A 20,240-nucleotide genomic window follows, 5' to 3' on the forward strand; every position below is an offset into this window, starting at 1 on the left:
CTCGTCCCGTTCATCGGGTTCATCCTTTCCGTTCCGGCGTGTGCTGCGGGTCGTGGGCCCGGGGCTCGCGGTCGGCGGGCTGGCGGCCGGCCTGTTCGTACTGCGGCGGCCGCTCGTGATGTCCGCGCCCGCGTGCCTGGCCGGGCGGTGGCACGGCTGCCTCGACACGTTCAACGGCGTGGTGCTGGTGACGCTGGCCACCATCCCGCTGGCCGTGCTGGTGGCCTGGGCGGCGGCGCGCCGCCGGAGGGCGGCCGGTGTGGAGGGGGCGTGGCGGAGATCGCTGGCCGAGGTGGGGATGGTCCACGGGACGGTGCCGTTCCTGTGGCTGACCCTGATGCCGGGAGGCGCGGCCGGCACGGTGCCCGGCCGGGTGAGCCTCGTACCGCTGCGGGACCTGGTCACGATGGGGACGCTCGGGATCGCCGGGAACCTGCTGGTGTTCGCGTCGCTCGGGTTCTTCGCGCCGGTGCGGTACGCCGCGCTCGCGTCCGTGCCGCGGCTGCTGGCGCTGGGGGCCGGCTGCTCGGTCCTGGTCGAGACGGCGCAGTACGTGCTGCGGCTGGACCGGGTGTCCTCCGTGGACGACGTCCTGGTGAACGCGGCAGGCGCCGGGCTGGCCGCGCTGGCGTCGCGCCCCTGGTGGGCCACGGCCGCGCCGGACGCTCCGTCCGGGCGTCCCGTGCCCGTGCCGGCGGGGGCGCCCTGAGCGGACGGGGAGCGGGGCGTGCCGGTCGCGCATATGCCGCCGATACGTGTGGCTGCCTAGGCTGCGGGCATGCGTGTACTGATCGTGGAGGACGAGCCGTACCTGGCCGAGGCCGTGCGCGACGGCCTGCGCCTGGAGGCGATCGCCGCCGACATCGCCGGCGACGGCGACTCCGCCCTGGAACTGCTCGGCGTCCACGCGTACGACCTGGCCGTGCTCGACCGCGACGTCCCGGGCCCCTCCGGCGACGAGGTGGCCCGGCGGATCGTCGCGTCCGGCAGCGGCATCCCGATCCTCATGCTGACCGCGGCCGACCGGATCGACGACAAGGCCTCGGGCTTCGCGCTCGGCGCCGACGACTACCTCACCAAGCCGTTCGACCTGCGGGAGCTGGTGCTGCGGCTGCGGGCGCTCGACCGCAGGCGCGCGTACGCCCGGCCGCCGGTCCGGGAGATCGCGGGCCTGCGACTCGACCCGTTCCGCCGCGAGGTCCACCGGGACGGGCGGTACGTGGCGCTCACGCGCAAGCAGTTCGCCGTGCTGGAGGTGCTGGTCGCCGCCGAGGGCGGGGTGGTGAGCGCCGAGGAACTGCTGGAGCGGGCCTGGGACGGGAACGCCGACCCCTTCACCAACGCCGTCCGGATCACCGTGTCCGCGCTGCGCAAGCGGCTCGGCGAGCCCTGGGTCATCGCCACCGTGCCGGGCGTCGGCTACCGCATCGCCGCCGTTCCGGGCGGCGGCGGTACGGGTGCCACCGGCTCCGGCTCCGCGCGTGGTTAGACGTCCCGGGCTGAGCGCCCGGCTGAAGCTGACGCTCAGCTACGCCGGCTTCCTCGCGGTCGCCGGCGCCCTGCTGCTGGCCGTGGTGTGGCTGTTCCTGCTGCGTTACGTGCCCGACAACTCCCAGGGTCTGCTCGGCGTCTCGCCGAACCGGTACCTGCTGGTGCACACCTTCGCCCCCGCAGCGGCCGTGGCGATGGGCTTCCTCCTCGTCTTCGGCCTCGTCGGGGGCTGGCTCCTGGCGGGCCGGATGCTGGCACCGCTGACGCGGATCACGGCCGCGGCGCGGCTGGCCGGGAGCGGATCGCTGTCCCACCGGATCCGCATGGAGGGACGGCAGGACGAGTTCCGGGAGCTCTCCGACACCTTCGACTCGATGCTGGAACGGCTCGAATCCCACGTGGCCGAGCAGCGGCGGTTCGCCGCCAACGCCTCCCACGAGCTGCGCACCCCGCTGGCCATCTCGCGGACGCTGCTCGACGTGGCCCGCAGGGACCCGTCGCGCGACCGAGACGAGGTCCTCGCACGCCTCCAGACCGTGAACGCGCGCGCGATCGGCCTCACGGAGGCGCTGCTGCTGCTCAGCCGCAGCGACCGCGGGACCTTCGATCGCGAGGACGTCGACCTGTCCCTCGTGGCGGAGGAGGCCGCCGAAACGCTGCTGCCGACGGCCGAGGGGCGTGGGATCTCGCTCGCCGTCACCGGCGGGGAGGCCCGGACCCGCGGCTCCGCCGAGCTGCTGCTGAGGATGGTGACGAACCTCGTCCAGAACGCCGTGGTCCACAACCTCCCGGCGGGCGGCACCGTGACGGTCCACACCGCGGCCGACGGCGACACGAGCCTCCTGCGGGTGGAGAACACGGGTCCCGCGGTGCGGCCGGAACTGCTGCCGACGCTGACCGAGCCCTTCCAGCGCGGTACGGAACGCGCCCGCACCGACGAGCACGCCGGCGTCGGCCTCGGCCTCGCCATCGCGCACAGCGTGGTCCGCGCCCACGCCGGGACCCTCGACCTGGCCCCGCGCCCCGACGGCGGCCTCGCCGTCACGGTCCGGCTGCCGGCGGCGTGACCCGGCCGGGCCGCGCCCCGGAGCGCCGGTCAGCGCCGGGGGTCCAGGTGGGCGGCGGCCGCGGCGACGAAGGCCGCGGCCGCCTCCTTGGCCGTCCGCCGCAGGGCGTCCAGCTCGGCGCGCGTGGTGGCGGTGCGCAGGGCGTACGTGGCGTCGGCGGCCCGCTGCGCCGGGACGGCCAGCTCGGGCACCAGGACCTGGAGCCGGACGTGGGGCGCGGTGATCGCCGTCCGCGTGTCGTGGGAGGCCGTCTGCGCCTCCAGCCTGTGCTCGGCACCGGCGTCGGTCAGGGCGAGCCGCTCCCGGTGGAACATCGCCGAGCGGTGCGCGTCCAGCGCGGCGGCGAACTCGGTGACGGCACCGAGCTGGTCCTGCCGGTGGGCATCGGCCCGCTGCTCGGCACGCGCGGTCCGCGCGGTGCGCTGCTGGAGCATCCCGGCGGTCAGCGCCCCGGCCAGCGTGCCGAGCACGGCGATGATCGAAGGCCACATCGGACTTCCGGGTCTCCTCGGTCGGTCGGTCGGACAAGCGGATCATGCCCGATTGCCCGACCGGCCGACCCGGCCGACCGGGCACGGCGGGGCGGGGTGGGTGCCCCGCCGCGCCCGGGCGGGCCGGTGTCCGCCGTGGGCGGTCGGGTGGGTCAGGGGGTGGGGGCCGGGAAGGGGTCCAGGTCCGGCTTGAGGACCTGGCCGGGCTTCGGGGCGGTGCCGTCGACCAGGTACGCGGTCACCAGCGCGTTCAGCGCCTTGCTCCGGCCGACCGCGCAGTGCTCGATCACGTCGACCGTGACCAGCACGGCGTTGCCGAGCTGGCGCTGCATCCGCTGCGAGAACCGGTACTGGGTGGCCGGGTCGAAGGTGTTGCCGATGACCATCACCTTGTTGGCGGTCCGCCGGTTCCAGGGCCCGGCGTACCGCTCGGCGCTGCGCGCGGGCGACGGCCAGGTGGCGCAGGCGGGCGCGTCGAAGGCCTGGTACCGGCCGAAGGTCGGCGCGCCGTGTTCCCAGGCGCGGGCCACCAGGGCGAAGGCCCTCGGGTTCGACGGGTACGGCTTGTCCTGGCAGTTGACCCCGTAGTACGAGTCGTCCGAGGTGTACGGGGAGTCCGCCGGGGCCTCGCGCAGCGCCGCCGGGACGACCGTCGCCAGCCGGTCCGCCGCGCCGGCCGCGGTGCCGCGGGCGCCGGGGGCCAGGCCCTGCTGCTGCCCGATGACCTGGTGCAGTGCTTCGAGGGCGGCCGCGAGCGGTGCCAGCCGGCTCTGCGCGTAGAGGGCGTTGGCGACCTGGCTGGTGAAGCTGCTGAGGGTGACCTCGGCGCCGCTCGGCAGGGTCACCGGGGAGGTGCGCAGGTGGTCGCGGATCGCGTCGAACTTGGCGCGGGTGTCACCCTCGGCGAAGGCGCAGCGCGGTGTGCCGGCGGCGGCGCAGCGCTTGAGGAACTCGGCCAGGGCGAGTTCGAAGCCGCCGGTGGCGCGCTGGCGGTCGTACTCCAGGCCGTTGTGCAGGCGCAGGTTGGGGTCGACGTTGCCGTCGATGATGATCGCGCGGACCTTGTCCGGGTACATGCTGGCGTACGTGGAGCCGATCAGCGTGCCGTACGAGAAGCCGGCGAAGGTCAGCTGGTCGTCGCCGACCGCCTGGCGCATCCGGTCGAGGTCGCGGACGACGTTGATCGTGGACATGTGGCGGATCAGCGGCCCGGCGTTGCGGCCGCAGGCGTCCGTGTAGTCGCGGGTGGCGGCGAGCGTGCCGTCGACCTCGGCGCGGGTGACGGGAACCCCGGTCATCCGGCCGAAGACGCCGTCGGCCTCCTCGTTGGTGGTGAAGCAGCGCAGGGGGTTGCTGCGGGCGACGCCGCGGGGGTCGAACCCGATCACGTCGAAGTGCTCCTGGACGCGCGGCTCGAAGCGGGCGGTGGTGGCCCACAGGTAGCCGCTGCCACCGGGGCCGCCGGGGTTCAGGAACAGCGAGCCGATGCGTTTGGCCGGGTCGCCGGCCCGCCGCCGCATCATGGCGATGCCGATCTGCTCGCCGGACGGGTTCGCGTAGTCCAGCGGGACGGGGTAGACGGCGCAGTCGTAGATCTTGGGGTCGGGCTTGGACGGGTCCGGGTTGCAGGGCGTCCATTCCACCGGTGCGACCCGCGGGCCGGCGGTGGCCGGGGCGGTCGGGGCGGTCGGGGCGGTGGCCGTCGCTCCGACGGGCGCCGCCGATGCCGTGGTGGCGACGCCGGAGAGCAGGGCTAACGCGCTGCTGAACGCCACCGCCAGAGTGGATATGCGAGACAAGGAACCTCCTTCGGCTGCTCAAACCCGGTCAGGATCGCAGGAGTTGGGGAGGCGGTAAAGATCGCGGGCGGCGGTTTCCGGCTGCTGCCCGGGGGTGCGCGCGAGCGCGGTTCGATGCGGCGGGGTGCACCTCCGCGTCCGGTGCCGCTCCGCGCGTTACGCCGCCGTCCGTGCGCGGTAGCGGCCGGGGGTGGTGCCGAACTCCCGCTGGAAGGCGTGGGAGAAGGCGTACGGGGTGCCGTACCCGACCTGCCGGGCCACGGCCGCGAGGGGGTCCTCGGTGCCGCGGAGCAGCGCCGCGGCGGAGGTGAGGCGCCACCAGGTGAGGTAGGCCATGGGAGGGCGGCCGACCCGTGCGGAGAAGCGGCGGGCCAGGGTGGCGCGGGACACTCCGGCCGCTGCGGCCAGCCGGTCGTTGCTCCAGGGGGCGGCGGGTTCCTCGTGCAGGGCGCGCAGCGCGGCGGCGACCACGGGGTCGCCCAGTGCGGCGGGCCAGGCGCCGGCCGTGTCCTGGTCCAGCCAGGCGCGGATCATGTAGACGAGGAGCAGGTCGAGCAGACCGGGCACGGCGATGCCGCCGCCCGGCCGCCACTGGCCCAGCTCCCGCCCCAACAGGTCGATCGCCGAACGCAGTTCGGGGTGCCTGCCGAGGCGGTTCGGGAGGTGGACCACCTCCGGCAGCTCGGCCATGAGCGGGTGCGCGCGGCTGCGGTCGAGCCGGTACTTGCCGCACAGCAGCTCCACCTCGCCGGGGCCTCCCGGCCCGCCAGGGGTGCCGGGCTCCGTGCCCCGGGGCGACGGATCCGGCCGTTCCCGGGTCCGGCTGACGGCGTGCCAGGACTCGAAGGGGACGGCCCGCGCCGCCGCGTCCGCGTCCGCACCGGCGTCGGCCAGCACGTGCTCCGCGCCGTGCGGCAGCAGCACGGCGTCCCCCGGGCCGAGGGCGAGCGTCTCCCCGGCACCCGTCAGCAACCGGCACCCGCCCTCCAGCACCACGTGGAAACCCGCGCCCGCGTACGGTGCGAGCCGGGCCGACCAGGTGCCGTCCACCCGCACGCGCCGGGAGGAGGCCCGGCCGATGCGTACGGCGGAGATCGCATCGCTCACCACGTCCATCGGGGCAGCGTATCCGCCGGCGCGCCGGTGAGACGTACGCGTATTCCGCTGAGCCGGACGGGCATTGAGAGCCTCATCGGGGGCTTCCTAGGGTCGTGGCCATGGACAACGAGAGCGGACAGGGCATCGTGCTGGGCGACGTCGAGGTCATCCGGGTGGTCGAGTTCCGGGGGGCCTTCGCGCCGGCCCGCGAGCTGGTGCCGGACGCGCCGGCAGAGCTGTGGCGGGACGAGGCGGCCCGGCTCGCGCCGGACCACTGGGATCCGGAGGGCGGGCGCGCGGTGATGGCCCTGCAGACGTGGGTGCTGCGCAGCGAGGGCCGGACCGTCCTGGTCGACACGGGCGTCGGCAACGACCGCGAGCGGCCCGGCAGTCCGGCGTTCCACCGGTGGCAGGGCGACTTCCCGGGCGCGCTGGCCCGGGCCGGGGTCCGGCCCGAGGACGTCGACGTGGTGGTCAACACGCACATCCACGCGGACCACGTCGGCTGGAACACCAGGTGGGAGGACGGGGAATGGGTGCCGGCGTTCCCCAACGCGCAGTACCTGCTGCCGGCCGCGGACGACTTCCACTTCGGGCCGGACAACGCCTACGGGGGCGGCGTGCGCGTGGACGACCGGCTGATCCACGAGGACAGCATCGCGCCCGTCCACCGGTCGGGGCAGGCCGTGCTGTGGGACGGCGCGCACCGCGTCGACCGGCACCTCACCCTGGAGGCGGCGCCCGGCCACACGCCCGGCTCCAGCGTGCTGCGGCTGGAGTCCGGGGGCGAGCGGGCGGTCTTCGCGGGCGACGTGCTGCACAGTCCGGTGCAGGTCCTGGCGCCGTCGTGCAACAGCTGCTTCTGCCTCGACCCGGCGCGGGCGGCGGCCACGAGGCGGCGGATCCTCGAACGGGCCGCGGACCGGCGGGAGCTGGTCGTGCCCGCGCACTTCGGCGGGGCCGGCGCCGTGGAGGTGCGGCGGGCCGGGGCGGGCTTCGCGCTGGGGCCGTGGGCGGGCTTCGGGGAGCGGCGGGGGCGTGGAAGCGGGCCGCGGCCGGTTGTCAGTGGTGGCTGACAGGATCGGATCATCGCTTCGAAGAGGGGGGCCCACATGTCCGGAAGCCAGAACTACATCAACCACGTCGCGCTCGTGCTGGACGCCAGTTCGTCGATGTCGCACCTGAGCGGCAAGGTCGTCGAGGTCGCCGACCAGCAGATCGCGTACCTGGCGCGCCGCTCGCAGGAGCTGGAGCAGGAGACCCGCGTCACGGTGTACGTGTTCTCCAACCAGGTGGAGTGCGTCATCTACGACAAGGACGTGCTGCGCATGCCGTCCCTGAAGCAGCTCTACCGCGCGGGCGGCATGACGTCGCTGCTGGCGGCGACGCTCAAGTCGCAGCACGAGCTGGCGCAGACGGCCCAGCTGTACGGCGACCACAGCTTCCTGACCTTCGTGCTGACCGACGGTCAGGAGAACGCGAGCCACCGCTGCCCCGGCGCTCCCTCCAAGGATCCGCGGGCACTGGTGCGGGCCGTGGCCACGATGATCGAGACGCAGCAGGACAACTGGACGCTGGCGGTGCTGGTCCCGGACCAGATGGGCAAGCGGGAGGCCATGCAGTACGGCTTCCCGAAGGACAACATCGCGGTCTGGGACGCCACGAGCACCCGCGGCATGGAAGAGGCCGGGCAGGTCATCCAGGAGGCCACCGAGAAGTTCATGGTGGGCCGCACGAAGGGCATCCGGGGCTCGCGTGCCGTGTTCTCCACGGGCGCGGACGCGGTCAACAAGGACACCATCGCCGCGGCCGGCCTGACGGCGGTGGACCCATCGGGGTACGAGCTGATCCCGGTGGCCCGCGAGACGGCGATCCGGGAGTGGGTCGTCGAGAGCGGCCACACGTACCGCACGGGCTGCGCCTTCTACCAGTTGAGCAAGCCGGAGAAGATCCAGGCGCGGAAGCGGATCGCGGTGCTGGAGAAGGGGACGGACAAGGTGTACACGGGTCCCGAGGCGCGGACGCTGCTCGGCCTGCCGGACTCGGAGGTCCGGATCCGGCCGGACCACAACGACGACTTCACGATCTTCGTGCAGAGCACGAGCGTCAACCGCAAGCTCATACCGTCGACGCGGCTGCTGCTGATGGTCTGAGGCCGGGCGGCGGGCGGCGACGGCCGGCGGCGGGGGCCGTACGGGGCAACCGGCTCGGCCGTACGGCCCCGCGGGCAGGTGCGGTGGGCGGGGGCGGCGGGCTCGCGCGCTTAGCGTCGGCCGGTGATGTCGCGTCAGCGGAGGCGGGAACCCCGGCGCCGCCCGTCCCTCCCGGGCGGGCGCGTGGCCGGGGGCCCGCCGTCGCCCCGGGGCCGGTTCGTCGTCGCCGCCATGGGGTGTGCCGGCGGCATGGTCATGCTGGACCAGACCGTGGTCGCGATCGCCCTCGCTCCGCTGGCCCGGAGCCTCGGTTTCACGACGTTCGTGATGCACGCGATCGTGCTCGTGTACAGCCTCGCCCTGGCGGCGTTCACGCCGGTGGGGGCCATGGTCTCGCGCCGGTTCGGCCTCCCGGCCACGTTCCGGTGCGGGACGGTGGTGTTCGTCGTCGCGTCCGTGCTGTGCGGGCTGACCCCGACCGGGGAGGCGGCCGAGCCGTACCTGCTCGCCGCGCGGGCGGTGCAGGGCACGGGGGCCGCACTGATGCTGCCGGTGGCCACGACGCTGATCGCGAACGTGTACGGGGCGCGGGAGCGGGGGCGGGCGCTGGCGGTCTACGCGGGGCTGGCGCAGCTGTTCTTCGTGGCGGGGCCGGTGCTGGGGGCGTTCCTCGTGCAGTCGCTCGGGTGGCGGTCCGTCTTCCTGGCCAACGTGCCGGTGGGGGTGGTGACGCTGTGGGCGATCGGCCGGGCGCGGGTAACGGGGGACGCCGGGGGCGGGCGGCTGTCCGCCGGCCGGCCCGTCGCGGTGGTGCTGCCGCTGGCCGTGTTCGTGTCCGGCCTCTACCTGTCCGGGGTGTGGGGTCTGGCCGACCCCCGGACGCTCGCGGCCCTGGTGGGCGGCGGGGTGGCGCTGGCCCTGGCGGTGCGGCTCCTCCTGCGGTCGCCGCGGCCGCTGGTCGACCTGCGGCTGCTGCGGATCCGCCGGTACGCGGTGCCGGTGGCCCTCACCTTCCTGGTCCATGCCGCGCAGCTGGTCCTGCTCGTGCACGGCACCCTGTTCCTCCGGCAGGTGCTGCACCTGTCGCTGCCGGCCACCGGCGTCCGGCTGCTGCCGCTGGTGACCGGCCTGGCGGTGGGCACCTTCCTGTCCGGGTTCCTGCTGGACCGCTCCCGGTCGGTCCGGGTGCCGGCCGTCGGCGGTCTGGCCGCGGCCACCCTCGGCGCGGCCGCGTGGACCGTCGCGCTGCCGGCGCCCGACCATCCCTGCCTGGTCCCCGGGATGCTCCTCGCGGGGCTGGGGATGGGGCTCCCCGTCCCCGCACTGAGCGCCGAGATGATGGGCGCGGTCCCGGCCGCGTCCCGTACCGACGCGTCCGTACTCCGCCAGACGTTCGGGCAACTGGGCGGCGCGATCGGCCTGGCGAGCGCGGGCGCCGTCGTCCTGGGCGTCAACGACGACGCGGCGGACCTCGCCGGCACCGTCACCGCGCCGGCCGCCACCGCCGCCTTCGTGATCGCGACCTGCGTCCTGGCAGCGGCCCTGCTGCTCGCGGCCGCGCTGCTGCCGAGGCGGTCGCCCGCCCAGGCGCCCGCCGGGCCGGCATGACGGACGGATGCGCCGGGTGGGGTGGGGGTGCCCTGAGCGGGGCGGCGGATGCCGGCGGGGAGTGTCACTGACGGGCCGTACGATCGAGCCGACGACCGACCGGTACGAGTGAAGGAGCTTACGGGACATGGCGATCGAGCGGCCGGGACGGCCGGAGGACCTGCCCGCGGCGGAGCTGCTGTGGGCGCGGTGGGCGCTGCTCGCCGCGCTGGAGACCACGGCTGCCAAGGAGTCGGCCGGCCGGGACTCCGGGCACTGGCTCGACGAGGACGGGCTCCGGTACGACGACTGCGGCTGCACCTGGTGGACCTTCGCCCCGTTCGGGCCGGGCCGCTGGGTGCTGTACGGCGAGGACGAGTCCAGCGGGGTCAAGTGGCACGAGCCGGCCATCGACATGCTGGCCGGCGGCCCGGACTGGCTGCCGTACGAGACGCTCCACGAGCTGCGCGAGAGCTGGCAGCTGGGCTGCGTCTACTGGTACGAGGACGGCGCCTGGGCGCGCGCCCCGTACCCGGACACGCTGGGGGACGACGGCCTGGACTGCGGCATGAGCGAACTCGTCGACCGGGACCGGATGCTGTTCGTGCTGGCCGACTTCGACCATCTCCGCTCACGCGAGGCGGCCGCCCTCCTGCTGGACGGGGCGGAGCGGCGCGCCCTGTCCCGCGACGAGACGGAGACCGCCCTCGCCCCGGCGTACGCACCGGAGGACGCGGCGGCCGTCGTCCGCGCACTGGAGCGGTCCGGCCTGCTCGCGGCGGCCGCACCGGCCGTCTGAGGCCGACGCTGCCGGGCCTGAGGTAGTGGCGTGTTCATCATCGCAGGTCAGGCGCGTTTCTCCTAGGACGGAACGCACAGTTCGCACGCCTTGTCCGGTCCGTGTCCCGACTCCCAGAATCTGCTTCTCGGATCATCCGGAGCCAGGGGGGGAACATGGGGAAGACCGATCACGACGCGGTGCTCCAGGCGCGTGTGCTGCTGCTGGGGTCCGGCCTGCCGTCCGTCGGCGAGCAGGTGTCCGCGTACCGGGTCCTGCTGGGGGTGAACCGGCAGGCGTACGCCCCGAAGCTGGTGGACGCGCTCCTCACGATGGCCGGCCGGAGCCGGAACCCGGAGGTGGGCCTGGCACTGACCACCGAGGCGGTGCAGGTCGCGCGGACGATCGAGGCCGGCGCGCCGTCCCGGACGGAGCGGCTGTGCCGGGCGCTGGGTTCCCACCAGGCGGCGCTGTTCGCCCTCGGGCGCCGGGCGGAGGGGCGGGCGGTCCGCGGGGAGCTGGCCGAGGCCCGCGGCGGCGTGCGGTCCGCGACCGTCCTGGCCGAGGAGGGCCGCTTCGGGGAGGCCGCGGAGCTCAACGAGGAGGCCCGGAGCGACTCGTTGGAGGACTCCTTCGGGAACCTGGTCGAGTGGGCGGCGAACCTGGAGGGCGCCGGGCGGCACGACGAGGCGTCGGCCGTCTTCCGCACGTTCCTCGACACGATCCGCCGCTTCGTCACCGAGCGGCGGGTGGACCGGGACGAGCTGGTCTGGGCGCTCGTCCACCACGCCCGGATGCGGGAGACCGCCGGCGACGGGGCGGGGGCGGCGGCCGCGCGGAGGGAGGCCCTGACCGTCCTGGAGGAGCTGGCGGCGGGCGGTCCGAAGGGTCCGGGCCGGATCTCGTCCTGGCTCACCCTGTTCGTCCTGTCCGGGCGGGCCGGCGAACCGGCCGCGAGCGCCGACTCGCCGATGCCGCCGTTCGGCACCGCCACCGGCACGGGCACGGGCACCGGGTGGTCGGGTGACGTGCGGGAGGCCTTCCTCGGCGGTCTGCCGGGGCTCGAAGCGGAGGCGGCGGGGCTGCGCGAGGCCGGCCGGCTGCCCGAACTGGTCGACGTCCGGCGCCGGATCACCGTCCGGCTGGCGGTCCGGGGCGGGGACCACCCGTACCTGTTCACGGAGCGCTACGCGTCCTGCTTCGACGAGGGTGTGGCGCTCGCCCGCCGTCTGTCCGGCGACCCGGGGCGCCTGGCCCGGGCCCTGACGGACCGCGCGATGTTCCGCACCGCCGCCGGGGACTTCGGGCCCGCGTACGCCGACTTCGCCGAGGCCGTCGCCCTGCTCGACGCCCGGTAGCGCCCGGTGGCGGCCGGTCCGGCCCGGCTCAGGCGCCGGCCACGAGCATGCCGCCCATGGCGAGCATCGTCGCCGCCACCAGTCCGTCGAGGACGCGCCAGGCCTTGGGCCGGGAGAGGGCGCGGCTCAGCAGGCGGGCGCCGAAGCCGAGGGCGAAGAACCAGGTCAGGCTGGACAGGGCCGCCCCCGCGCCGAAGGCCCAGCGCAGGTCGCCGCGGTCGGAGGCGAGGGAGCCGAGCAGCAGGACCGTGTCGAGGTACACGTGCGGGTTGAGCCAGGTCATGGCCAGGCAGGCCAGGACCGCGCGGCGGGCGGAACCGGTGTCCGGTCCGCTCGCCGTGAGCGCGGCCGCCGGGTCCGGGCGCAGCACCCGCCGGGCGGCGAGGAGGCCGTAGCAGAGGAGGAATCCGCCGCCCGCGAGGGCCACCGCGGTCAGCGCGGCCGGCCAGGCCGTGACGAAGGCTCCCACCCCGGCGACGCCGAGCGCGATGAGCACCGCGTCGGAGACGGCGCAGACGGCGACCACGGCCAGGACGGCCTGCCGGCGGGCGCCCTGCCGGAGGACGAAGGCGTTCTGGGCGCCGATGGCCACGATGAGGGAGAGTCCGGTGCCGAAGCCGGCGAGTACGGCGGCGAGGGTGCTGCTGGTCATGGTCCGACCGTATGGATCACGTGGGGATGAGTACAGCTAAAGATTCTTAGGTACCGTTAGCAGTACTTATGGACGAGCTTCCTCTGGACCAGGTCAGGACCCTGCTCGCGGTGGTCGACGAGGGCACCTTCGACGCCGCGGCCGCCGCCCTGCACGTGACCCCCTCCGCCGTGAGCCAGCGGGTGAAGGCCCTGGAGCAGCGGACCGGGCGGGTGCTGCTGATGCGCACCAAGCCGGTGCGGCCCACCGGGTCCGGCGAGGTGGTGGTGCGGTTCGCGCGCCAGCTGGCCCGGCTGGAGCGGGACGCCAGGGCGGAGCTGGGCCTGGCGGAGGACGGGGGGCCGGCGCGCGTCCCCGTGGCCGTGAACGCCGATTCGCTGGCGACCTGGTTCCTGCCCGCGCTCACCCGGGTGCCGCAGGACCCTCCCGTCTGCTTCGAGCTCTACCGCGAGGACGAGTCGCACACCACGGCCCTGCTGCGGGAGGGGCAGGTGATGGCGGCGGTGACCTCCTCGCCGGATCCCGTGGCGGGCTGCACGGTGCGGCCGCTGGGGCTGGCCCGCTACCTGCCCGTGGCCACGCCGGAGTTCGCCGCACGGCACCTCACCGGGACCCTCGCCGAGGATCTGCGGGTGGCGCCCACGGTGGTGTTCGACCGCCGGGACGAGCTCCAGGACGCCTTCGTACGGTCGCTCACCCGCGGCCGGTCGGGGGCCGGGCGGATCCGGCACCTGGTGCCGGCGTCGGACGGGTTCCGGGACGCGGTCGCAGCGGGGCTCGGCTGGGGCCTCGTACCGGAACCGCAGGCCGAGCCGTTGCTGCGGGCCGGCCGGCTGGTGCGGCTGGCCCCCGCCCCGCCCATGGACGTGCCGCTGTACTGGCAGCAGTGGAAGCTCGACTCGCCGGCCCTCTCGGCGGTCGCCGCGGCGGTGGCGGAGACCGCCGCCGCGGCGTTGCTGCCGCCGGCCGGGGCCGGCCGTCCCGGCCCGCGGGCCGGGGATGATCCGGAGGCCCCGGGCCTCAGTCGGCCCGGAGTGCCGCCAGGCGCTGTTCGAACGGGACCAGGCCGAAGGCTGCCGTGGGGTCCATCGAGGTGATGGCTCCGGTCAGCGAGCGCGGCGCGATCGCGGCACTGGTGTCCACGTCCGGCGCGGCTTCGATGGTGGGTGCCGGGACGGTGTCCCGGGCCCCGGGGGCCATGAAGCGGGCCAGTTCGGCGCCCGCGCGGGCGATGCGCTGGGCGAGCCCTTCCTCGCCCCAGTCCTCCGAGGCCGCGTAGACGGCGGTCGGCAGGACGAGGGCGCGGAGGTAGCTGAACAGCGGGCGCAGGGCGTGCTCGGTGACCAGGGAGTGCCGGGCCGTGCCGCCGGTGGCGCCGAGCAGGACCGGCTTGCCGGTGAGGGCGTCCTTGTCGATGAGGTCGAAGAAGGACTTGAACAGGCCGCTGTACGAGCCGGCGAAGACCGGTGTCACGGCGATCAGGCCGTCCGCGGCGGCCACCGCGTCGAGCGCGGCGGCGAGCCGGGCGGGCGGGAAGCCGGTGACGAAGTGCTGGGCGATCTCGGTGGCCAGGTCCCGCAGTTCGACGACCTGGGGCTCGGCCTCCACCCGGCCGAGCGTGGCGGCCGTCAGGCGGTCGGCGAGCAGGCGGGTCGAGGACGGGGAGCCGAGCCCTGCCGAAACGACGACGAGCTTCATGCCCGTACCTCCTGCTCCTGAGTCTCGTGCCGGGTGTTCCGACGGGCGGCCGCCACGCGGGCGGAGTGGGTCGGGGCGTCCGGCACGCCGGCCGGGCGCAGGGCGGCGAACTCCTTGCGGAGGACGGGTACGACCTCTTCGCCGAGGAGGTCCAGTTGTTCGAGGACGGTCTTCAGGGGCAGCCCCGCGTGGTCCATCAGGAAGAGCTGGCGCTGGTAGTCGCCGGCGTAGTCGCGGAACGACAGGGTGCGCTCGATGACCTGCTGGGGCGAGCCGACGGTCAGCGGCGTCTGCTCGGTGAACTCCTCCAGGGAGGGGCCGTGGCCGTATACGGGCGCGTTGTCGAAGTACGGGCGGAACTCGCGGACGGCGTCCTGGGAGTTCTTCCGCATGAACACCTGGCCGCCGAGGCCGACGATGGCCTGCTCGGGGGTGCCGTGGCCGTAGTGGGCGTAGCGCTGCCGGTACAGGTTCACCATCTGCTCGGTGTGGGAGGCCGGCCAGAAGATGTTGTTGTGGAAGAAGCCGTCGCCGTAGTAGGCGGCCTGCTCGGCGATCTCCGGGGAGCGGATGGAGCCGTGCCAGACGAAGGGCGCGACGCCGTCCAGGGGGCGCGGGGTGGAGGTGAAGGACTGGAGCGGCGTACGGAACTTGCCCTTCCAGGTGACCACGTCCTCGTCCCACAGCCGGCGGAGCAGGGCGTAGTTCTCGATGGCGAGGTCGATGCCGTCGCGGATGTCCTTGCCGAACCAGGGGTACACGGGGCCGGTGTTGCCGCGGCCCATCATCAGGTCGACGCGGCCGTCGGCGACGTGCTGGAGCATCGCGAAGTCCTCGGCGATCTTCACCGGGTCGTTGGTGGTGATCAGGGTCGTCGAGGTGGAGAGGACCAGCTTCTCGGTGCGTGCCGCGACGTAGCCGAGCATGGTCGTCGGCGAGGAGGGGACGAAGGGCCGGTTGTGGTGCTCGCCGGTGGCGAAGACGTCCAGGCCGACCTCCTCGGCCTTCTGCGCGATCGCGAGCATCGCCTTGATCCGCTCGTTCTCGCTCGGCACGCGGCCGGTCGTCGGATCGGGCGTGACGTCGCCGACGGTGAAGATGCCGAACTGCATGGCTGGCTCCCCTAGCAAGATTGTTGATTGTTCAACCATACCCTCCAACCGGGGGTTCCGCCGACCTATTCCCCGCCGCCCGGACGCTGTCGCCGGCGGTAGTTGCGCATGGACACCTGGGAGCCGCAGCCGGGGCTGCAGTACAGCCCCGCCCCGTTCCGGGTGCGGTCGAAGAAGCCGAAGTGACACGGGGGGTTCCGGCACGCCTTCACGCGTCCCCAGTCGCCGCTCTGGGCGAAGGTCGTCACCGCGGCCAGGACGGTTCCGAACACCCGCTCCACCCCCGCCTGCGGGGAGGCCAGCTCGGCCCCGCCGGCCGTGACCACCGTCGCCAGCGGGTAGAGCGAGCCCGCGCGCCGCAGGTGCCGCTCGGCGCGCTCCAGGGACTCACCCCGCCCCTCCTCGTCGCCGGAGTGTGCGAGCAGGACGGTCACGAGGGCGTCGCGCAGCTCGCGCGCGGCCGCGGCGTCCGCGTCGGTCGCCACGATGCCGCCGGCCTCCTCGCCGAGCGCGCCGGGCCCACCGAACGCGCCGGACGCCGCGGACTCCGCCAGCCACGCCGTGAACGCGTCCCCGTCCCCGAACGCCTCCTGCCGGCCGGACCCGTCCGCACGGGTGTTCACGAACGCGAGGACGGCCTCCACCGTCGGCGCGACGGCCCGCGGGCCGCCCTTCGGGGATCCGGCTGGTGCACTGGTCATGCCGCCACCCTACCGCAACAAGATGAGTTGCTAAGGGAGTTAACAAGCAACTGGATCCACGAACAGGCTTGACGCGTTGCGTGCTAACTCCATACGGTCGCAACATGAACACGACACCGAAGCAGCAGACACATCCCCGCATCTGGCTGATCACCGGCGCCACGTCCGGCATCGGCCGCGAACTGGTACTCCAGGCGCTCCAGAACGGCGACTCCGTCTCGGCACTCGCCCGCGACACCGCTCCGCTGGCCGAGCAGGCCGAAGCCCACGGCGACCGGCTGCTCCCCGTCCAGGCCGACGTACGTGACGAGCAGGCCGTCCGGGAGGCGGTCGAGCGCACGCTCGCGCGGTTCGGCCGCATCGACGTGGTGGCCAACAACGCGGGCTACGGACTCTTCGGCGCCGTCGAGGAGGCCTCCGACGCGCAGGCCCGCGCCGTGTTCGACACCAACGTCTTCGGAGTGCTCAACGTGCTCCGCGCGACACTGCCGGTGCTCCGCGCCCAGCGGTCGGGGCACGTGCTCCAGGGGTCGTCCGTCTACGGGCAGTACGCCCATCCCGGCGTGGGGCTGCTGGCCGCGACCAAGTACGCGGTCGAGGGCCTGTCGGAGGCGCTGGTGGCCGAGGTCGCACCGCTCGGCATCAAGGTCACGCTCGTCCAGCCCGGGATGACCGCGACCCCGTTCCTGGCCAACCTCGACGTCGCGGCCGGCCTGGCCGACTACGACGGGACGGTCCGCGAGGTCCAGAAGGGCATCGGAGAGCTGCCGGCCTCCGCGTTCTCCCCCGCGGCGCGGATCGCCTCGGGCATCCGGGCCGCGGTCGACAGCCCCACCCCGCCGCTGCGCCTGGCCCTCGGCACCGCCGGCGCCACCGGCATGCGGACCGCACTGGAGGCGCGCCTGGCGGACCTCGACGCCTGGCGGCACGTGACGGAGGCCGTCGACGCCTAGCCTGTCGGATCACGCCGCCCGGACGCTCCGCGCCGCCGGGGGCACCCCGCACGGTGCCCCCGGCGGCGGAGCGGCGCTCAGGCCCAGGGGTCGGTGATCTCCCGCAGCATCGTCAGCGCCTCCCTGAGCTGCTTCATCCGCCGGACGCCGAGGTGGGCCGCCCACTCCCCCTCCACCTCGGCGACGACCGCGTCCGCGACGCGCTTGGCCGCATGCGCCTTCTCCGCCGCGCACACCAGCCGCGCCCGCCTGTCGGTCGGGTCCGGAATCCGCCGGACGTAGCCGGTCTTCTCCAGCTGGTCGACCAGGAAGCCGGCCGTCTGCTTGGTGACCTGGGCCTGGGCGGCCAGCTCCGTCAGCCGGGTCCCGTCGGGGCCGATCCGCTGCATCACCCGCGCCTGGGCGGGCGTGAAGTCGTCGAACCCGGCCTCGGCGAGCGCCGCGAAGACCCGGTCCTCCAGCGCCCGGTACGGGATGAACAGCAGGACGCCCGTACTGGGCCCGTCTCGCTCCGCCATCCCGACACCCCCCTCCCACAGCCTTGACTTCAGTCAGAGAGGCTGACTAATTTGGTCAGAGAAGCTTACCACTTGAGTGGGTGATTCCCGTGACCTTTGCCCTGGGGACCGACGAACTCTGGACGGTCGTCGAACGCGAGCGGACGAGCCTGGCGGAGCTGCTGGAGAGCCTGAGCCCGCAGGAGTGGGAGCGCCCCACGCAGTGCGGGGACTGGCGGGTGCGGGACGTGGCCGCGCACCTGACCATCGGAGCGCGGGCCACCGTCGGCTGGGCACTGCGCGAGTTCGTGCGCGCCCGCGGCAACACCGACCGGATGATCCACGACTCCGCGGTGCGCGAGGCCGGGCGCCCGACCGCCGAGATCACGGCCCACCTCCGGGAGATCGCCGGCTCCCGCCGGATGGCGCCCGGCACCACGCCCCGCGAGTCCCTGCTGGACGTCCTCGTGCACGGCCAGGACATCGCGCTGGCGCTCGGCCGCGAGCGGCCGATGCCCCCGCTGGCCGCCCGTGACGCGGCCGACCGCGTCTGGACGATGCGGTTCCCGCCCCGTCCCTGGCCGCTGCCCCAGGCCCGGCTGGTCGCCACGGACGTCGAGTGGAGCCGCGGTGAGGGCGAGGAGATCCGCGGGCCGGTCGCCGCGCTGCTGATGCTGCTGACCGGCCGGGCCCCCGCGGTCGAGGGGCGGCTGGAGCGGGGTGCCGGGCCGGCCGGGCCCGAGCCGCCCGGGGACGGCGTACCCGCCCCGCAGTCCGTCTAGCCGGCGCCCGGCGCCCGGCGCCGAGGACCCCCTCATCCGCGCCGGCCGCCCGGGCGCGTCGCCGCTCCACGGGCCCGGCCCAGCGCGGTGAGCGCGCCGGCCAGGACGTAGAACACTGCCAGCGCCCGGCCCGTTCGTCGACCGGGAAGACGGCGACGACCACGGCCGGCGCGGCGGGAAACACGAGTGCCGCGCCCAGCCCTTGGGTGGCGCGGAAGACCACGAGCCAGGTCTGGGCGAGGCCGCCGGCCGGCACGGAGCCGCACAGCAGCCATCGCGACCGTGAAGACCATGGCCGCGAGGGCGAGGCGTCGTCCGCCGCTGCCGCCCGCGGCGGCCCGTGAGGCGCCCGGAGCGGTGCCCCCTGCGTCGTACGCCGGCAGGGGGCGCCTGCGGTCGTCAGGCCCCGGGCAGTTCGTAGTCGAAGGCGTACGCGACCGACTCGGGGTGGTGCGGCGAGAAGAAGCGGCCGGTGCCGCGCAGACCGGCCAGTTCGCCGGTGCCGGAGCCGGGCACGACCTCGAACGAGCAGTGCGTGCCCTCCGCGTCGAAGGTGCCGCTCTCGGCCAGTACGAAGCCGCCCTTGCGGCCGTCGAGGCTGCCGTGGAGCAGCTCGAAGCCGGTGAACGTGCCGTCGGCGGGGCCGAGGTACGCGATGGTGTAGCGGCACAGGGTGCCGGCGGCCTCGATGCCGCCGGAGAAGGTGTTCGTGACGGTGGCGCCGGCCAGCCGTGGCACGGTGCCGGAGCCGTCGGTGGCGTCCGGGCCGGCGACGGGCTCCTCGGTCCAGTTCGCGTACCGGAACCGGCCGGTGGTGTGGCGGGTGTTGGTGTGGCGGGTGCTGCTCATGGGTTTCCTCCCCGGAGTGGTGGGCTCAGGGCAGTCATCCTCCGCGCGGTACCTGACACCTTCTGTCATATACATGAGCCATGCGCGCCGACCGCCTCATCACGCTCCTGCTGCTCCTCCAGAACCGCGGCCGGCTGACGGCCCGTGAACTCGCCGCGGAGCTGGAGGTGTCGGTGCGTACGGTGCACCGGGACATCGAGGCGCTGGGTGCGTCGGGGGTGCCGGTGTGCGCGGACCGCGGGCCGGCGGGCGGCTTCCGGCTGGTGGGCGGGTACCGGACCAGGCTGACCGGGCTCACCGGCGCGGAGGCGGACTCGCTGCTGTTCGCGGGCGCGCCCGGGCAGGCCGCGGAGCTGGGGCTCGGCGCCGACCTGGCCACGGCGCGGCTCAAGCTGGAGGCCGCGCTGCCGGCGGCGCTGGCCGGACGGGTCCGGGTGGTCCAGGACCGGTTCCACCTCGACGCGCCGGCGTGGTTCCGCGACGCCGACCCGGTGCCGTACCTCGCGCCGATCGCGCAGGCCGTGTGGGACCAGCGGGTGGTCCGGGCCGACTACCGGCGGTGGCGGGGCGAGGTGCGGCGCGAACTGCGGCCGCTGGGGCTGGTACTGAAGGGCGGCGCCTGGTACCTGGTGGCGCGGGCCGGCTCGGCTCCCGAGCCCCGTACGTACCGGGTCTCGCGCTTCCTCGCCGTGGAGGTGCTCGGGGAGACGTTCGACCGGCCGGAGGGGTTCGGTCTCGCCGCGTACTGGGAGGAGTCCGCGCGGCGGCTGGAGGCCGCCTGCCTCCAGCAGACGGCCCGGCTGCGGCTGTCGCCCGGTGCGGCGCGGCTGCTGCCGATGCGGTTCGGCTCGGCCGGCGTCGAGGCGCTGGCCGGGGCGGGGGCCCCGGACGCCGACGGCTGGGTGGAGGTGACCATGGCGGTGGAGAACGACCGGGTCGCGGTGGGCGACCTGCTGCGGCTGGGCCCCGGGGCGGAGGTGCTGGACCCGCCGGGACTGCGCGCGGCCGTCCGGCGGGCCGTGGGGGAACTCGCCGTGATGTACGGGGTCGGGGGCGGCCCGGGCTCCTTGGTTCCGGGCGGGCCGGCAGCCGACGGCCCCGAGCCGGGCGGTTCCGCTCCCGCGCCGTAGGACCTCGGGCGGGCAGGGGCGGCCCGCCGCGCGAGCCGGCCGGG

21 protein-coding genes are annotated in these 20,240 nt (G+C 74.7%); 12 read left to right on the plus strand and 9 right to left on the minus strand.

Annotated features, from left to right (window positions below):
- Positions 1-40: 40 nt before the first annotated feature.
- The 3 genes from ACIQUR_RS29980 (at position 41) to ACIQUR_RS29990 (ending at position 2,558) form a co-directional block, all read left to right on the plus strand.
- Complete coding sequence (locus ACIQUR_RS29980; RefSeq protein ID WP_403670881.1) at positions 41-709, plus strand: VanZ family protein; 669 nt, start codon at positions 41-43, stop codon at positions 707-709.
- Positions 710-778: 69 nt separating this feature from the next.
- The gene (locus ACIQUR_RS29985; protein WP_403670883.1) at positions 779-1,489 is read left to right on the plus strand and encodes a response regulator transcription factor; all 711 of its coding nucleotides are present in this window, start codon (positions 779-781) and stop codon (positions 1,487-1,489) included.
- Positions 1,482-2,558 carry a sensor histidine kinase gene (locus ACIQUR_RS29990; RefSeq protein ID WP_403670887.1) on the plus strand — a complete coding sequence of 359 codons (1,077 nt, stop codon included), beginning with the start codon at positions 1,482-1,484 and terminating at the stop codon, positions 2,556-2,558. Before ACIQUR_RS29985 ends, ACIQUR_RS29990 begins: the two co-directional genes overlap by 8 nt.
- A gap of 29 nt (positions 2,559-2,587) precedes the next feature.
- Here the strand turns inward: ACIQUR_RS29990 and ACIQUR_RS29995 are convergent, their stop codons facing one another.
- The 3 genes from ACIQUR_RS29995 to ACIQUR_RS30005 all read right to left on the minus strand — a co-directional run bounded on the left by ACIQUR_RS29995 (position 2,588) and on the right by ACIQUR_RS30005 (position 5,964).
- Entirely contained in the window at positions 2,588-3,049 is a 462-nt protein-coding gene (locus ACIQUR_RS29995) for a protein kilB (RefSeq protein WP_403670890.1), read from the minus strand.
- Positions 3,050-3,201: 152 nt separating this feature from the next.
- Positions 3,202-4,848, minus strand: coding sequence for an alpha/beta hydrolase (locus ACIQUR_RS30000; protein ID WP_403670893.1), 1,647 nt, complete (start codon positions 4,846-4,848; stop codon positions 3,202-3,204).
- 156 nt (positions 4,849-5,004) lie between these two features.
- A complete protein-coding gene (locus ACIQUR_RS30005; RefSeq protein ID WP_403670896.1) occupies positions 5,005-5,964 on the minus strand; it encodes an AraC family transcriptional regulator in 960 nt (319 codons plus the stop codon).
- 101 nt (positions 5,965-6,065) lie between these two features.
- Here ACIQUR_RS30005 and ACIQUR_RS30010 point away from each other — a divergent pair, with 101 nt between their 5' ends.
- The 5 genes from ACIQUR_RS30010 to ACIQUR_RS30030 all read left to right on the plus strand — a co-directional run bounded on the left by ACIQUR_RS30010 (position 6,066) and on the right by ACIQUR_RS30030 (position 11,822).
- A complete protein-coding gene (locus ACIQUR_RS30010; protein ID WP_403670899.1) occupies positions 6,066-7,022 on the plus strand; it encodes an MBL fold metallo-hydrolase in 957 nt (318 codons plus the stop codon).
- Between the two features lie 36 nt (positions 7,023-7,058).
- The gene (locus tag ACIQUR_RS30015; protein ID WP_403670902.1) at positions 7,059-8,099 is read left to right on the plus strand and encodes a vWA domain-containing protein; all 1,041 of its coding nucleotides are present in this window, start codon (positions 7,059-7,061) and stop codon (positions 8,097-8,099) included.
- 249 nt (positions 8,100-8,348) lie between these two features.
- The gene (locus ACIQUR_RS30020) at positions 8,349-9,707 is read left to right on the plus strand and encodes an MFS transporter (RefSeq protein ID WP_403670904.1); all 1,359 of its coding nucleotides are present in this window, start codon (positions 8,349-8,351) and stop codon (positions 9,705-9,707) included.
- Between the two features lie 127 nt (positions 9,708-9,834).
- A complete protein-coding gene (locus ACIQUR_RS30025) occupies positions 9,835-10,485 on the plus strand; it encodes a hypothetical protein (protein WP_403670907.1) in 651 nt (216 codons plus the stop codon).
- Between the two features lie 155 nt (positions 10,486-10,640).
- Positions 10,641-11,822, plus strand: a complete 1,182-nt coding sequence (locus ACIQUR_RS30030; RefSeq protein WP_403670909.1) for a hypothetical protein — start codon at positions 10,641-10,643, stop codon at positions 11,820-11,822.
- Positions 11,823-11,850: 28 nt separating this feature from the next.
- On the opposite strand, the gene ACIQUR_RS30035 is transcribed toward ACIQUR_RS30030, so the two are convergent.
- Positions 11,851-12,474, minus strand: a complete 624-nt coding sequence (locus tag ACIQUR_RS30035; RefSeq protein ID WP_403670912.1) for a LysE/ArgO family amino acid transporter — start codon at positions 12,472-12,474, stop codon at positions 11,851-11,853.
- A 68-nt stretch (positions 12,475-12,542) separates the two neighbouring features.
- Here ACIQUR_RS30035 and ACIQUR_RS30040 point away from each other — a divergent pair, with 68 nt between their 5' ends.
- Positions 12,543-13,571 (plus strand): LysR family transcriptional regulator ArgP, encoded by a 1,029-nt coding sequence (locus ACIQUR_RS30040; protein ID WP_403670915.1) that lies wholly within the window; start codon positions 12,543-12,545, stop codon positions 13,569-13,571.
- Here ACIQUR_RS30040 and ACIQUR_RS30045 read toward each other — a convergent pair.
- The 3 genes from ACIQUR_RS30045 to ACIQUR_RS30055 form a co-directional block, all read right to left on the minus strand.
- On the minus strand, positions 13,495-14,172 hold the full coding sequence (locus ACIQUR_RS30045; protein WP_403670918.1) for a CE1759 family FMN reductase: 678 nt from the start codon (positions 14,170-14,172) through the stop codon (positions 13,495-13,497). The two genes, ACIQUR_RS30040 and ACIQUR_RS30045, sit on opposite strands and share 77 nt — an antisense overlap.
- Positions 14,169-15,284 carry an LLM class flavin-dependent oxidoreductase gene (locus ACIQUR_RS30050; RefSeq protein ID WP_403670921.1) on the minus strand — a complete coding sequence of 372 codons (1,116 nt, stop codon included), beginning with the start codon at positions 15,282-15,284 and terminating at the stop codon, positions 14,169-14,171. Before ACIQUR_RS30050 ends, ACIQUR_RS30045 begins: the two co-directional genes overlap by 4 nt.
- 65 nt (positions 15,285-15,349) lie before the next feature.
- Positions 15,350-15,985, minus strand: a complete 636-nt coding sequence (locus ACIQUR_RS30055; protein ID WP_403670924.1) for a CGNR zinc finger domain-containing protein — start codon at positions 15,983-15,985, stop codon at positions 15,350-15,352.
- 104 nt (positions 15,986-16,089) lie between these two features.
- On the opposite strand from ACIQUR_RS30055, the gene ACIQUR_RS30060 reads away from it, so the two are divergent.
- Complete coding sequence (locus ACIQUR_RS30060; protein ID WP_403670927.1) at positions 16,090-16,938, plus strand: SDR family NAD(P)-dependent oxidoreductase; 849 nt, start codon at positions 16,090-16,092, stop codon at positions 16,936-16,938.
- 77 nt (positions 16,939-17,015) lie between these two features.
- On the opposite strand, the gene ACIQUR_RS30065 is transcribed toward ACIQUR_RS30060, so the two are convergent.
- On the minus strand, positions 17,016-17,456 hold the full coding sequence (locus ACIQUR_RS30065; protein WP_403670929.1) for a MarR family winged helix-turn-helix transcriptional regulator: 441 nt from the start codon (positions 17,454-17,456) through the stop codon (positions 17,016-17,018).
- Positions 17,457-17,536: 80 nt separating this feature from the next.
- Between ACIQUR_RS30065 and ACIQUR_RS30070 the strand changes: the two genes are divergently transcribed.
- Complete coding sequence (locus tag ACIQUR_RS30070; protein ID WP_403670933.1) at positions 17,537-18,217, plus strand: maleylpyruvate isomerase family mycothiol-dependent enzyme; 681 nt, start codon at positions 17,537-17,539, stop codon at positions 18,215-18,217.
- A gap of 399 nt (positions 18,218-18,616) precedes the next feature.
- Here the strand turns inward: ACIQUR_RS30070 and ACIQUR_RS30075 are convergent, their stop codons facing one another.
- Complete coding sequence (locus ACIQUR_RS30075) at positions 18,617-19,066, minus strand: DUF3224 domain-containing protein (RefSeq protein WP_403670935.1); 450 nt, start codon at positions 19,064-19,066, stop codon at positions 18,617-18,619.
- Positions 19,067-19,146: 80 nt separating this feature from the next.
- On the opposite strand from ACIQUR_RS30075, the gene ACIQUR_RS30080 reads away from it, so the two are divergent.
- A complete protein-coding gene (locus tag ACIQUR_RS30080; RefSeq protein WP_403670938.1) occupies positions 19,147-20,196 on the plus strand; it encodes a helix-turn-helix transcriptional regulator in 1,050 nt (349 codons plus the stop codon).
- The last annotated feature ends 44 nt before the right edge of the window (positions 20,197-20,240 follow it).

The organism is Streptomyces sp. NPDC101132 (assembly GCF_044759225.1).
Taxonomy (GTDB): domain Bacteria; phylum Actinomycetota; class Actinomycetes; order Streptomycetales; family Streptomycetaceae; genus Streptomyces.

Coding starts and splice junctions, on each gene's coding strand:
- ACIQUR_RS29985 (WP_403670883.1), top strand. CDS start 779: ATGCGTGTACTGATCGTGGAGGACGAGCCGTACCTGGCCGAGGCCGTG.
- ACIQUR_RS30015 (WP_403670902.1), top strand. CDS start 7,059: ATGTCCGGAAGCCAGAACTACATCAACCACGTCGCGCTCGTGCTGGAC.
- ACIQUR_RS30035 (WP_403670912.1), bottom strand. CDS start 12,474: ATGACCAGCAGCACCCTCGCCGCCGTACTCGCCGGCTTCGGCACCGGA.
- ACIQUR_RS30050 (WP_403670921.1), bottom strand. CDS start 15,284: ATGCAGTTCGGCATCTTCACCGTCGGCGACGTCACGCCCGATCCGACG.
- ACIQUR_RS30065 (WP_403670929.1), bottom strand. CDS start 17,456: ATGGCGGAGCGAGACGGGCCCAGTACGGGCGTCCTGCTGTTCATCCCG.
- ACIQUR_RS30060 (WP_403670927.1), top strand. CDS start 16,090: ATGAACACGACACCGAAGCAGCAGACACATCCCCGCATCTGGCTGATC.
- ACIQUR_RS30040 (WP_403670915.1), top strand. CDS start 12,543: ATGGACGAGCTTCCTCTGGACCAGGTCAGGACCCTGCTCGCGGTGGTC.
- ACIQUR_RS30055 (WP_403670924.1), bottom strand. CDS start 15,985: ATGACCAGTGCACCAGCCGGATCCCCGAAGGGCGGCCCGCGGGCCGTC.
- ACIQUR_RS30005 (WP_403670896.1), bottom strand. CDS start 5,964: ATGGACGTGGTGAGCGATGCGATCTCCGCCGTACGCATCGGCCGGGCC.
- ACIQUR_RS30010 (WP_403670899.1), top strand. CDS start 6,066: ATGGACAACGAGAGCGGACAGGGCATCGTGCTGGGCGACGTCGAGGTC.
- ACIQUR_RS29995 (WP_403670890.1), bottom strand. CDS start 3,049: ATGTGGCCTTCGATCATCGCCGTGCTCGGCACGCTGGCCGGGGCGCTG.
- ACIQUR_RS30080 (WP_403670938.1), top strand. CDS start 19,147: ATGCGCGCCGACCGCCTCATCACGCTCCTGCTGCTCCTCCAGAACCGC.
- ACIQUR_RS30075 (WP_403670935.1), bottom strand. CDS start 19,066: ATGAGCAGCACCCGCCACACCAACACCCGCCACACCACCGGCCGGTTC.
- ACIQUR_RS30020 (WP_403670904.1), top strand. CDS start 8,349: ATGGTCATGCTGGACCAGACCGTGGTCGCGATCGCCCTCGCTCCGCTG.
- ACIQUR_RS30045 (WP_403670918.1), bottom strand. CDS start 14,172: ATGAAGCTCGTCGTCGTTTCGGCAGGGCTCGGCTCCCCGTCCTCGACC.
- ACIQUR_RS30025 (WP_403670907.1), top strand. CDS start 9,835: ATGGCGATCGAGCGGCCGGGACGGCCGGAGGACCTGCCCGCGGCGGAG.
- ACIQUR_RS30030 (WP_403670909.1), top strand. CDS start 10,641: ATGGGGAAGACCGATCACGACGCGGTGCTCCAGGCGCGTGTGCTGCTG.